Source organism: Kosakonia sp. MH5, from assembly GCF_009935945.1.
GTDB lineage: Bacteria > Pseudomonadota > Gammaproteobacteria > Enterobacterales > Enterobacteriaceae > Kosakonia > Kosakonia radicincitans.
The window spans coordinates 1-10,129 of sequence record NZ_QODH01000023.1 but is presented as its reverse complement, the minus strand read 5'-3'; the positions used below and the strand labels follow the sequence as shown (position 1 = coordinate 10,129).

Genomic DNA, 10,129 nt, shown 5'->3' with positions numbered 1-10,129 from the left:
TCAGACAATTGAGCTGGTCTTATATTGATATTCATTAGTCTTACTCCATGTATGACAAAGATAAATTTTAATCATATTCTTTACAGAATGATTGAACTTTGAGCGAAATCGCTGCTGCACATCATGTCCGCTGCTCGCTCTTAGCAGAAACCACCGCATTATCAGTCCGTGGCGTGTCAGAGGCAGGAATTCACGGACTGATATTTATTATTGCCCTCTGTTGTCACTCAGGAAAGAAAAGCCCGCATGGCCTGAATACGCTCATGCAGCCGGATACGGGCCTCCCAGTGACTGAAGTAGTGCGGGTACGGTTCACCGTCAGTGCCAGCGAATTCCCCGTGTTCACGATGGCCGATATCCCCAGCAGGCTCAGCTGGATGAACGTCATATCGGCCGCGAGGGGATCGATATCGGTTGCCGTGACCAGCAGCTGCTCAGCCGGATTAAATCCCCGCGCCAGCATCACTTCGGCGAAGGCTATCACCATGCCCCCTGCCCCACTGGTGGGTTCGCTCAGCGTCACCCAGGAGCAGGTCGTCAGCTGCTGCTGTAGCTCATTCCCCGCCGTCAGCCCGGCAATCAGCCGGGCCAGCGGATACGGGGTAAAAAGCTGTCCCATTTCACTGCTGCCCAGCTCAAGCTTCATGAACACGTTGCCCAGAAAGTCATGGAACCGCCCCTACAGTGCCTCAACCAGCAGACAGAACAGGCGCTTCAGGTTATCGAGGTCGTCCGGCTGATACTGACTGCCGCCGACTGTTGTCGATATTTTCTGGCGTTCTGATGCGGGCCATGTCCAGCTCGCTGGCGGCCAGGGTGATGAAGTCACGGAACTCATTCCACCGGTTCTGCCAGTACGCGGTTTGCCGGAACACCCGGATAAACTCCCGTCTGGCTTTCTCCGCTGACAGGCAGGAAATTGCCGTTGCTGTCGCGCTTCCGGACGTTGCGCTGTCGCCGGTCCCCGATACTGCCGGCATATCAAAAAATGACAGTTGTCCCCCGGTTTTTAAGGCGGATGTTTCTTCAGATTCTTTTGCTGCGGTGTTGACGTTCTGCTGTGACATTCTGGTGCTCCTCTGTGGGTTGTAGTGATGTCTCTCCGAGTTCCTTCGCCGCACAACCAGGACGCCATACGGCCGGAGGAGCACGCCGGGGGAACACTAAAGCCGCAGCCCGGAGCCTGCGGAGGGACCGGGTGCCGGTGGTCAGCAACGCGGCCCTGGCGGGCGATGTCCGTATGGCAATGTCCTGTGCGGGGAAGAGAACCGGGAGGCATCAGCGCCACCGGGGCTGAGAATGGCGCAGCCCCGTCACGCAGGGCGTGACGGCCATCTGCGTGACGGTGAAACCGGCACAGTGAAGCGGCGTGGCCGCAGGCCACTGTGAGCGCATAAAAAAACCCGCCGGCGGCGGGTCAGAAGAGCGTGCGGGGGCAGCCTTTAACGACGGGGGCTTTCCTGTTCATCGAAGGCGAGCAGCACCCCGAGACAGACCAGCACACCATAGACAGTCTGGAGCAGAATGGTCGCCCAGAGGCTGGCATGATCGATAATAATCAGAGGAATGATGAACGGGATACTGAGAAGAAACAGCACCTGCCCAGTCTTTCGCATCCGGCTGTGCAGCTGTGCCTCCGGAACGCCGGCGCGGCGGAGTACCTCACAGGCCAGCGCCTCTGTCTTCAGTTTTATCTTACCCATCAGTCACAGTCCTTTCTGGGGTAGGCGAACATATTTCTGGCATTGTCACGGGTTTCATCTGCAGGTGTCTTCTGTTCCGGCTTTTCCGGGGCCGACTGCACGGTACGCCCCGCAGGCCTGTGACTCTCCAGGCGTTTCATTTCTGCGGGAAACACTGCCTGCATGAGCGTAATCATCTCATCAAAGGTGGTGTGCTCGTTGAGAAACTCGGCCAGCATGTTCGGTAGTCTCGGATCCTGCTTACGCAGCGCAAAACCGGCCAGCAGCGTGCCCGCCAGACTTTTCCCCGCCCCCTTGCAGCAGCCGATCGATCTCATCACACACATAGCGTTCGGCGTCGTTGCTCTCAGGGTTGAGGTAGAACAGAATTTTGCGTCTTGGGTCCGGTTTTTCCATTTTTAACCAATCTCATGCATACCATTAACCAGGTCAAACTGCGCGTTGTCGCTGATATAAAAACGCTCCCCGCGTACACCACACTGTTTTCTGACCGTTTCAGCGATGAGCTCTGCACCGCCGCCGATAACCATAACATGAGAATAGCCACTGAAGCTGCTCACCGCGTCGGTAACGCGATGACGTCGGTGAATGGCGACATTGTGGTGGCCGGCATCGGCGCGGAATTAACCGTGAAGCGGTTGATTACCCGGCCCCGGCTCTGTCTGCTGCCTATGAATCCTGCGTTTCCTCCTATTTACCCGGATCCGGATGAGCTGCAGATATTCGGTGTGGTCACACACATCATCCACCGGACACGGGAGGTGCTCAGATGTTTGGACTAACCGACGTCAACTCGTTCTATGCCAGTTGTGAAAAAGTATTCCGCCCGGATTTACGTGATTAACCACTGATTTTATTAATTAATAATGACGACTGCTGCATAGCGCGTTCAAAGGATTATGTGGAATGGAAAATCAACTGCGTTGATTATGACTCATTGGCTTACTGCAATGAGCGAAAAGTAAGAATTGACGGCCCTCCGACAATATATCCGAGAGAGGCTGCCGGTGAAGAGCCGGCAGAGCCAATAATTTTCTGGCTTCATTAAATCAATACTATGAAATTTGGCATACAGATACAGTGCACGTGTCAGTGCATTATCATTAGCTGTATGGCTTCTGTGATGATTCCGCCATTCTGTAACACCGACTTTTTCCCCGCAGGGTTAAACAATCTCCCTCAGACAGCCAGTTATAAGGCGTTATCGCGGACTTTTGCTATTAATCAAACCTGTCGCGACGCTGTCTGAACTTACAATGTGACAGAGATACACAGTGAGTGAAGAGGGAAATCACTTTGACGTTTTTCGAGCTATGAGTGGTGCTAACCAGAATATTACTCCCTGCTTTTTCAGTAAGACGTTACTTTTCTGTGATGTGAATCTAATGTGTTTTTAACAGATACCCCTTTCCGTGCTCTTTTCAGGATAACCGCATGAAAAATGTACTTGTTTTCTTTAACTATCAACCCGCTGAATTAGTAAAAACCCTGAGGGAAGTAAATATCATCAGGCGCGTATATCCGAACGGGGAAGAGGCTCACCTCAAAATCATGCTTTCCGGCATGCACTCGGTTGGACGAAAGAAATGTGAGATTTTTATAGCTTCAGACAGAGACCTGAGGCATGACGAAATTATAACTGCTGCGAATGCTCTGCTGTGAACTGAACCTTTGTCGTATCAGGGGTTTTACAGCTCCGGATACGATGAACTTGCGACGGGGTGAGCAATGGGCTTCATATTTCAGATATCCGAAAGTTCTGGATGTTCCAGAATGCAAACGTTGAACTCTGATGGCAGTACTTTAAATTGAGTCTCAGACAGTATCTGATTTCTTTCCCCTCATCTCCCCTGACCTTCTGCACACTTACAGACTCGAGAGCAAAGCAAAAAATTCTCCGCCGGTGAGCAAAGTATATTGCATATGCCAGTTTACGCGCGTATATATGGCATATGCCAATAAGGAGCCTTCATGCCAAGACCCAGAATTCCCCGTAACATCTGTGGCCGCCCTGCGGATACCTGTTTTAAGCCCAATGCGCGACCGATGAGCCAGCTTGAACATGTTCATTTAAAAGAAGATGAGTTTGAAGCGTTACGACTGGTCGATTTACTGGGCATGCAACAGCAGGAAGCGGCTGTTGCAATGGGGGTTTCAAGACAGACACTGGCCAATGTCCTGAAAGCAGCCCGTTTTAAGGTTGTGGACTGTCTCACTCAGGGCAAGGCCTTAATAATGCACTCTGAAAGGGAAGGAGTTACACAAGATGATCACAGCCATTCCAGTGAATGACGACCGGGTAGCAAATCATTTTACCAAAGCGAGTCACCTTGTCCTGGTGGATGAGCGCGGTGTGGAGCTCAGCCGGACAGAAAATCCCGCGCTGGGCGCAGATTGTTCAGGTAAACGGAAGCTGGTTGACCTTCTGGTTCAACAGCAGGTCAGCCGCGTTGTGGTCCGTAACATCGGGGAACGGATGCTGGGTAAATTACTGGGGCATCAGATCGCGGTGTACCAGACTGACTGTGGCCGTCGTTTGTTCACTGAACTGTGTGATCCGGATACCCGTGTTCTGACTGAACTGAATAAGCCGGAGCAGGGGCGCCAGTCCTTTAATCATGAGGCGAAAGGGAAAAAATGCTGTCACTCTGACGGGAACACAGCAGAAAATGCGTGCCAGGGTGGGCGTCAGCATCATCACGGAAACGGGCGCTGTTGCCATTCATGAGTTTATTTCATCACGGGTGGTGATTTTTATCAGACCCGTATTGTGTATAAACCAGGAGCCGGAATGTGTGGAGGAGGCAGTAATGATGCCGGGGGAGACCCTCAGCTGACTGAATTCCGGATGCCTCCCGTCAGTACAACCGGACGCTGAACAGAAACAGATGAATTGTTATCTTGATGCCAGAAAGGCCCATACCTGTTGTATGGTCTGTGGTTCCCGCGACAACAACCCTGATACGGTGAACTTAATTTTTTCAGAACACCCGGATGGATCTGTATGTGCGGACTACACGGCCGATCACAGACATCAGGGGTATACGGGTCTTTTACATGGCGGAATGACGAGTACCCTGCTGGATGCAGCAATGACTCATTGTTTGTTCATGCAGGGTGTGCAGGCCCTGACGGCCGAGCTGACGGTGAGATTCATTTCACCCGTTTGTACCGGGGAAAAACTGATGGTATGTGCCAGACTGCTTGGGCAACGCAGGGGGATTTACCTGCTTGAAGCATGGCTGACAAAAGGACAGCAGAAAGTGGCACGTGCCACGGCGAAATTCATTGTTCCGTCGCAGGATATTGCTCTGGCGCATCGCTAGTGTGACAGACGACAGGTGTACCAGGTTATTATAAAAATTTGAGGCGTGTTTTGCTCAGACCGGAAAGAATAATGGCATATCGTATATTCCACTGAAACCGTGTAAGAGGTAGTTATGAGTAAACAAATCATTGATATTGGTATTGCTGAATCATCCCGGGTGGAGATTGCAGACGGCCTGTCTCGGCTTCTTGCTGACACCTATACCCTGTATATAAAAACACATTACTATCACTGGAATGTAACTGGCCCCATGTTTAACAGCTTACATTTAATGTTTGAAAATCAATACAATGAGCTGGCCACTGCCGTTGATGATATCGCTGAACGTATACGCTCGCTCGGATGCTTTGCGCCCGGCACATATCATGAATTTTCACGTTTAACAGCGGTTAATGAAGACAAGGATATTCCGGCAGCAAAAAACATGATTGAGAATCTTGTCCAGGGCCAGGAGACCGTGGTTAAAACTGCACGCTCCCTGTTCCCGGTCGTTAATAATGCGAATGATGAAGCCACAGCAGATCTGCTTACACAACGTATCCAGTTGCATGAGAAAACTGCCTGGATGTTGCGTAGCCTGCTTGAATAATGTCACCCGGTGGCAGCAGAAAAAACGGTTTGTCAGCCACAGGTCATTGCTGACTGTGCAGTACAGTACCATCCGTGCTCCTGTGGCTGTTTTTTCTGACCGTAACAGTATAAAAAACGATAAATCACTAAGTTAACCAGTGAACGTGTGAGCGATAGATACAGTCCGGACAGGCATTATCGGCTGGTATATCCGGACCACTGTCGCTTTCCCGTTACAGTATCGCAGACTCCGGCCAGGCACTTCACAGCCTGAACAGGGTTAATGATCCACGGATAAAACGGTTTGCGGGGAAAACAGGATCATATTATTCGTTGTTACGGCTTCCTTTACCGGTGCCTGCCTGCGGGCAGTAGAGATCATATAAGGTATTTAACAACGTCATGATACGTTTATCCTCAATACGGTAAAATACCATTTTCCCTGCCCGTCGGGTCTCTACCAGCTTTAAGCGGCGCATGACACCAAGCTGCTGAGACAGGGTCGGCTGAGTAATACCGACAGCGGCTTCCAGCTCGGCTACATTCGCTTCCCCCTGGCTTAACTGACACATCAACAGCAACCGGTCGCTGTTGGCCAGTCCCCGTAAGACATCTGCTGCCCCCAGGGCCGCATTTTTCATATCGGTCTGACGTATTGTGTCTTCATTCATGGGCATTGCTGATTTCTCACACTATGTGTTTTTATATAATATAGTTTAGTATACTAATGGCACTATAATTTTGCCACAGTGTTCGTCAGGTCTGCAGCGTCCTGCCGGCCCGGGTAAATGATTATATCTGGCAGACATTTTTGCCCTCAGTGAACGGAGAGGATTTAATGAAAATAGTGATTGTTGGTGGTGTTGCCGGCGGCGCATCCGCTGCAGCCAGGGCACGTCGATTGTCAGAGGATGTCAGTATTGTTGTGTTTGAGCGGGGAAGCGATGTCTCTTTCGCCAACTGTGGATTGCCCTATCATATAGCCGGAAAAATTCCGTTACGACAGTCACTTATTCTGAAAACCCCGGAGGATTTTAAATCCCGTTTTAACATAGACGTCCGCATCTGTCATGAAGTGACGTCAGTAGATCCGGTTAATAAAACGGTGACGGTTAAAAATCTGACCTCAGGGGAGGTCTATAGCGAAGAGTGGGATCGTTTGCTCCTCAGTACCGGAGCTGCACCGGTTGTCCCTCCTTTGCCCGGGCTACAGGGAGAGGGTGTCTTTACGCTGCGAAATCTTACTGACATGGATGCCATCCAGGCATGGATTGAGCAACATAACGTCGCTCACACCACGCTTGTCGGTGGGGGATTTATCGGACTTGAAGTGATGGAGGCACTGAGCGAACGGGGGATCAGTGTGACCCTGCTGGAAATGGGGGAACAGGTTATGGCTCCGGTTGATCCTGAAATGGCATCTGCCCTGCATCAGGAAATCAGGAGTCATGGCGTGGATCTGCGCCTTAAAACAGCACTCAACGAGGTACTGCGGACAGAAACGGGATTCCGCGTTGCACTTTCTGACGGTGGTTTTCTGCAGACCGACATGGTTATTCTCGCCATCGGGGTAAAACCTGAGAACAGCCTTGCCAAAGGGGCCGGGCTCGCCGTGGGTAAACGGGGAGGCATAAGTGTTAATGCCCGTATGCAGACCAGTATCCCTGATATCTACGCCGTTGGGGATGCCGTTGAAACCCCAGACTTTGTCTTTCAGGAACCCGCTAATGTTCCTCTGGCAGGACCCGCCAACCGCCAGGGGCGCATTGCTGCTGATAACATGCTCGATCGCCACAGCCTTTACCAGGGCAGCCAGGGTACATCCATTTGTAAGGTATTTTCGCTGAGTATTGGCAGCGTCGGGGCAAATGAAAAACAGCTGAAAGCCCATGGTACCCGATACGAGAAGGTTTACGCCCATGCCGCTGATCATGCCAGTTACTACCCGGGGGCAACGATGATCAGTCTTAAACTGCTGTTCAGCCCCGATACCGGCAAAATTCTCGGGGCCCAGGCGTCAGGGAAAAAAGGGGTTGATAAACGCATCGATGTCCTGGCTGTCGCACAGCGTGCGGGGCTTACCGTCAACGATCTCGAGCATCTTGAGCTGACTTATGCTCCTCCTTTTAACAGTGCAAGGGACGTGGTTAACCAGGCTGGTATGGTGGCGACAAATGTCATGAAAGGAGATACGGTCATATGTCATGTCAGCGATGTGTTACAACGGGAACCGGGCAGTTATTGTTTACTTGATATTCGTTCTCCTGCAGAACTGAAACAATTTGGCGAATATCCTGACGCGCTATCCATTCCACTGGATTCCCTGCGGGAGAATCTTGAAAAATTGCCTGAAGATAAAGAGATTTTTATCGGGTGCCAGAGTGGCCTGCGCGGGCATGTGGCATACCGTATTCTTCAGGCTCATGGCTTCCGGACATATAATCTGAGCGGTGGCTTTCTAACCTGGAAAGCGGTTATTGAGTCGATGAATAAATAAGAGATGACGTGCCATTTGCATGGTACGTCATCTTCCCGTATTCTCAGCATTTGTTACATCTCAACGCTGACGCGGGAGCAACATGATAAGCGCCCCAGTCAACGCAGACAGAACTGATCCCACCAGTACGCCGACTTTCACTTCATCTATGAGTAACTGGCTTTCCGCAAATGCAAGGTTGCCAATGAAAAGGCTCATGGTAAAACCAATTCCGCACAGAACAGAGACGCCGTATATCTGCAGCCACGAGCTGTTTTCCGGTTTTTTGGCCAGCCCCAGACCGACAGCGAGCAGCGAAAGGCCAAAAACGCCCACTTGCTTACCCAGGAAGAGTCCCGTGGCCACACCAACTGGCACGGGTGACAGAAGATCCTCTGCGGTCAGGCCTGTGAGCGATACGCCTGCATTCGCGAAACCAAACACCGGCAGAATAAGGAAAACCACCCATGGCTCAAGACCATGTTCAAGTCGCTCCAGCGGTGAACCGGAAGTGCTGTCTGTTTTCAGCGGGATGAAAAAGGCCACCAGAATACCAGCCACCGTAGCATGAACCCCCGACTGCAGCATAAAAAACCACATCAGGCAGCCTGCAACGAGGTAGGGAAACAGTCGTTTAAGGCCGGCCCTGTTCATTATGAACATCATCAGTGCGGTTACCATAGCGCCGCCCAGCATCATAAGTGAAATATGACTGGTATAAAAAATCGCAATAATCGCTACGGCCCCCATGTCATCAAGGATGGCAAGGGCAGAAAGAAAAATCTTCAGTGATGCCGGAACCCGCTTTCCCAGCAAAGTCAGCACGCCAAGCGCGAACGCAATGTCCGTCGCGGCCGGGATAGCCCATCCGCGAAGCGTCTCTGCATTACCGGCATTAAACCAGGCATAAATCAGTGCCGGCACGGCAACGCCTCCCAGCGCCGCAAAACCCGGCAGGGCACGCTGGCTCCATGTTGCCAGTTGTCCAGCGAGAAGCTCCCGCTTAATCTCAAGACCGACAAAGAGAAAAAAGATGGCCATCAGGCCGTCGTTGACCCAGTGCTCCGTGGAAAGCCCGGCAGTTTTGTATTTCAGCAGTGATTCATATCCCTCAAGCAGGGGGGAGTTGGCTATCACGATGGCTGCTACAGATGCGAGAATGAGTATAATGCCGCCCGCTGTCGGCGAGCTGATAAACCCGCTGATAACTCCGTTAAGTTTTTTTCTGTTTGCGCGCATGGGCTGTGCCGCCTCCTTTCAGAAAGTTTAGACCAGGCTGCTTTCCTGCAGAAATGCAGAAAACGTGAACCTGTCCCTGAAGGCACCTGGTGGATGATATTCTCAGGCTTGCCTGCATGACATCAGTTACCTGAAGTGATTGATAAAATAACCATTTTATCACAAACGTTAATATGCACCGTTGTAATGCGAGTAAATTCCGGTAAATGCCATACCCCTTACCTTACTCAGTCATACACCTTCATGGGCACAGGAAAAAGCCTCTGTCTGCTGACTTTCCAGAGGCGTTGATCTATGATGTCTCTGAAGGTGATGGCGTTCCACCTTTCCCAACCGCCCCGTCCGGGGCTGATGACGCCTGATATGACTCTTGATTTTCAGGAGGTATGTCAGGCCGTCGATAAATCCTTCCGGCCTGTGTACTTCCCTTAACGGGGATACATCTTTGATTAATGTTTTTGGCCATCTTAACCCTGACAGCGACGCTGTCTGCACCGCAGCCGTGACGGCGGGCTGGCTCAACCGGTGTAACCGTCCTGCCCGTGCCTGGCGGCCCGGTGAAGCGAATCCTGAGACACGCTATATTTTTGAAGCTGCCGGGCTCTCCCTGCCGCCCCTGCTCGATATTCCACTGAAAGGTGAACCGGTATGGCTGGTCGATTTTACCGAACCGGTACAGGGGCCTGCCGACCTTCTTCAGAGCAACATCATCGGGATAATCGACCATCACCGGCTGGGCGGTCTGGTCACGCAACTGCCGCCGGAGGTCTGGATAAAACCGGCAGGCAGCAGCGCAACAGTACTCTGGCTGCT

General features: G+C 51.6%; 14 protein-coding genes, 2 pseudogenes and 1 riboswitch. Of the genes and pseudogenes, 9 read left to right on the top strand and 7 right to left on the bottom strand.

All coding sequences use genetic code 11. The features are described from left to right. Positions 1-223 precede the first annotated feature (223 nt). The 5 genes from DK872_RS26905 to DK872_RS26885 form a co-directional block, all read right to left on the bottom strand. Entirely contained in the window at positions 224-646 is a 423-nt protein-coding gene (locus DK872_RS26905; protein WP_161519100.1) for a hypothetical protein, read from the bottom strand. A gap of 73 nt (positions 647-719) precedes the next feature. Then, positions 720-1,067, bottom strand: a complete 348-nt coding sequence (locus DK872_RS26900; protein ID WP_161519099.1) for a hypothetical protein — start codon at positions 1,065-1,067, stop codon at positions 720-722. Positions 1,068-1,442: 375 nt separating this feature from the next. Then, positions 1,443-1,703, bottom strand: a complete 261-nt coding sequence (locus DK872_RS26895; protein ID WP_161519098.1) for a hypothetical protein — start codon at positions 1,701-1,703, stop codon at positions 1,443-1,445. Further along, positions 1,703-2,020 carry a plasmid partitioning/stability family protein gene (locus DK872_RS26890; protein ID WP_237656270.1) on the bottom strand — a complete coding sequence of 106 codons (318 nt, stop codon included), beginning with the start codon at positions 2,018-2,020 and terminating at the stop codon, positions 1,703-1,705. The genes DK872_RS26895 and DK872_RS26890 overlap by 1 nt, the downstream gene beginning before the upstream one ends. 81 nt (positions 2,021-2,101) lie before the next feature. Then, a complete protein-coding gene (locus DK872_RS26885) occupies positions 2,102-2,233 on the bottom strand; it encodes a plasmid segregation protein ParM domain-containing protein (protein WP_237656269.1) in 132 nt (43 codons plus the stop codon). 57 nt (positions 2,234-2,290) lie between these two features. On the opposite strand from DK872_RS26885, the pseudogene DK872_RS26880 reads away from it, so the two are divergent. The 7 genes and pseudogenes from DK872_RS26880 to DK872_RS26855 all read left to right on the top strand — a co-directional run. Beyond that, a pseudogene (locus DK872_RS26880) lies at positions 2,291-2,485 on the top strand (LexA family protein); the annotation flags it as partial. Continuing rightward, a pseudogene (locus DK872_RS27750) lies at positions 2,473-2,544 on the top strand (hypothetical protein); the annotation flags it as partial. The pseudogenes DK872_RS26880 and DK872_RS27750, both read left to right, overlap by 13 nt. Positions 2,545-3,137: 593 nt before the next feature. Further along, positions 3,138-3,365, top strand: coding sequence for a hypothetical protein (locus tag DK872_RS26875; protein ID WP_161519096.1), 228 nt, complete (start codon positions 3,138-3,140; stop codon positions 3,363-3,365). A gap of 309 nt (positions 3,366-3,674) precedes the next feature. Continuing rightward, on the top strand, positions 3,675-3,995 hold the full coding sequence (locus tag DK872_RS26870) for a DUF134 domain-containing protein (protein ID WP_001137910.1): 321 nt from the start codon (positions 3,675-3,677) through the stop codon (positions 3,993-3,995). Continuing rightward, entirely contained in the window at positions 3,970-4,431 is a 462-nt protein-coding gene (locus DK872_RS26865) for a NifB/NifX family molybdenum-iron cluster-binding protein (protein ID WP_161519095.1), read from the top strand. The genes DK872_RS26870 and DK872_RS26865 overlap by 26 nt, the downstream gene beginning before the upstream one ends. Positions 4,432-4,591: 160 nt before the next feature. Then, on the top strand, positions 4,592-5,029 hold the full coding sequence (locus DK872_RS27875; RefSeq protein ID WP_161519094.1) for a PaaI family thioesterase: 438 nt from the start codon (positions 4,592-4,594) through the stop codon (positions 5,027-5,029). 114 nt (positions 5,030-5,143) lie between these two features. Further along, positions 5,144-5,620, top strand: a complete 477-nt coding sequence (locus DK872_RS26855) for a Dps family protein (protein ID WP_161519093.1) — start codon at positions 5,144-5,146, stop codon at positions 5,618-5,620. 307 nt (positions 5,621-5,927) lie between these two features. Here DK872_RS26855 and DK872_RS26850 read toward each other — a convergent pair whose 3' ends face one another. Next, on the bottom strand, positions 5,928-6,278 hold the full coding sequence (locus DK872_RS26850) for a metalloregulator ArsR/SmtB family transcription factor (protein ID WP_161519092.1): 351 nt from the start codon (positions 6,276-6,278) through the stop codon (positions 5,928-5,930). A 161-nt stretch (positions 6,279-6,439) separates the two neighbouring features. Between DK872_RS26850 and DK872_RS26845 the strand changes: the two genes are divergently transcribed. Further along, the gene (locus tag DK872_RS26845) at positions 6,440-8,098 is read left to right on the top strand and encodes an FAD-dependent oxidoreductase (RefSeq protein WP_161519091.1); all 1,659 of its coding nucleotides are present in this window, start codon (positions 6,440-6,442) and stop codon (positions 8,096-8,098) included. A gap of 60 nt (positions 8,099-8,158) precedes the next feature. Here the strand turns inward: DK872_RS26845 and nhaA are convergent, their stop codons facing one another. Beyond that, on the bottom strand, positions 8,159-9,316 hold the full coding sequence (gene nhaA / locus DK872_RS26840) for a Na+/H+ antiporter NhaA (RefSeq protein ID WP_161519090.1): 1,158 nt from the start codon (positions 9,314-9,316) through the stop codon (positions 8,159-8,161). Between the two features lie 299 nt (positions 9,317-9,615). Then, a riboswitch (Fluoride riboswitch) is annotated at positions 9,616-9,684 on the top strand. Positions 9,685-9,761: 77 nt separating this feature from the next. Between nhaA and DK872_RS26835 the strand changes: the two genes are divergently transcribed. Next, positions 9,762-10,129, top strand: a 368-nt coding sequence (locus DK872_RS26835) for a DHH family phosphoesterase (protein WP_202626186.1), incomplete at its 3' end; no start/stop codon positions are given.

Bases quoted from the DNA above. Each gene is read 5' to 3' on its own strand.
- DK872_RS26845 (WP_161519091.1), top strand. From the start codon at position 6,440: ATGAAAATAGTGATTGTTGGTGGTGTTGCCGGCGGCGCATCCGCTGCA.
- DK872_RS26895 (WP_161519098.1), bottom strand. From the start codon at position 1,703: ATGGGTAAGATAAAACTGAAGACAGAGGCGCTGGCCTGTGAGGTACTC.
- DK872_RS27875 (WP_161519094.1), top strand. From the start codon at position 4,592: ATGAATTGTTATCTTGATGCCAGAAAGGCCCATACCTGTTGTATGGTC.
- DK872_RS26890 (WP_237656270.1), bottom strand. From the start codon at position 2,020: ATGAGATCGATCGGCTGCTGCAAGGGGGCGGGGAAAAGTCTGGCGGGC.
- DK872_RS26875 (WP_161519096.1), top strand. From the start codon at position 3,138: ATGAAAAATGTACTTGTTTTCTTTAACTATCAACCCGCTGAATTAGTA.
- DK872_RS26850 (WP_161519092.1), bottom strand. From the start codon at position 6,278: ATGCCCATGAATGAAGACACAATACGTCAGACCGATATGAAAAATGCG.
- DK872_RS26870 (WP_001137910.1), top strand. From the start codon at position 3,675: ATGCCAAGACCCAGAATTCCCCGTAACATCTGTGGCCGCCCTGCGGAT.
- DK872_RS26900 (WP_161519099.1), bottom strand. From the start codon at position 1,067: ATGTCACAGCAGAACGTCAACACCGCAGCAAAAGAATCTGAAGAAACA.
- DK872_RS26865 (WP_161519095.1), top strand. From the start codon at position 3,970: ATGATCACAGCCATTCCAGTGAATGACGACCGGGTAGCAAATCATTTT.
- DK872_RS26855 (WP_161519093.1), top strand. From the start codon at position 5,144: ATGAGTAAACAAATCATTGATATTGGTATTGCTGAATCATCCCGGGTG.
- DK872_RS26905 (WP_161519100.1), bottom strand. From the start codon at position 646: ATGAAGCTTGAGCTGGGCAGCAGTGAAATGGGACAGCTTTTTACCCCG.
- nhaA (WP_161519090.1), bottom strand. From the start codon at position 9,316: ATGCGCGCAAACAGAAAAAAACTTAACGGAGTTATCAGCGGGTTTATC.
- DK872_RS26885 (WP_237656269.1), bottom strand. From the start codon at position 2,233: ATGGTTATCGGCGGCGGTGCAGAGCTCATCGCTGAAACGGTCAGAAAA.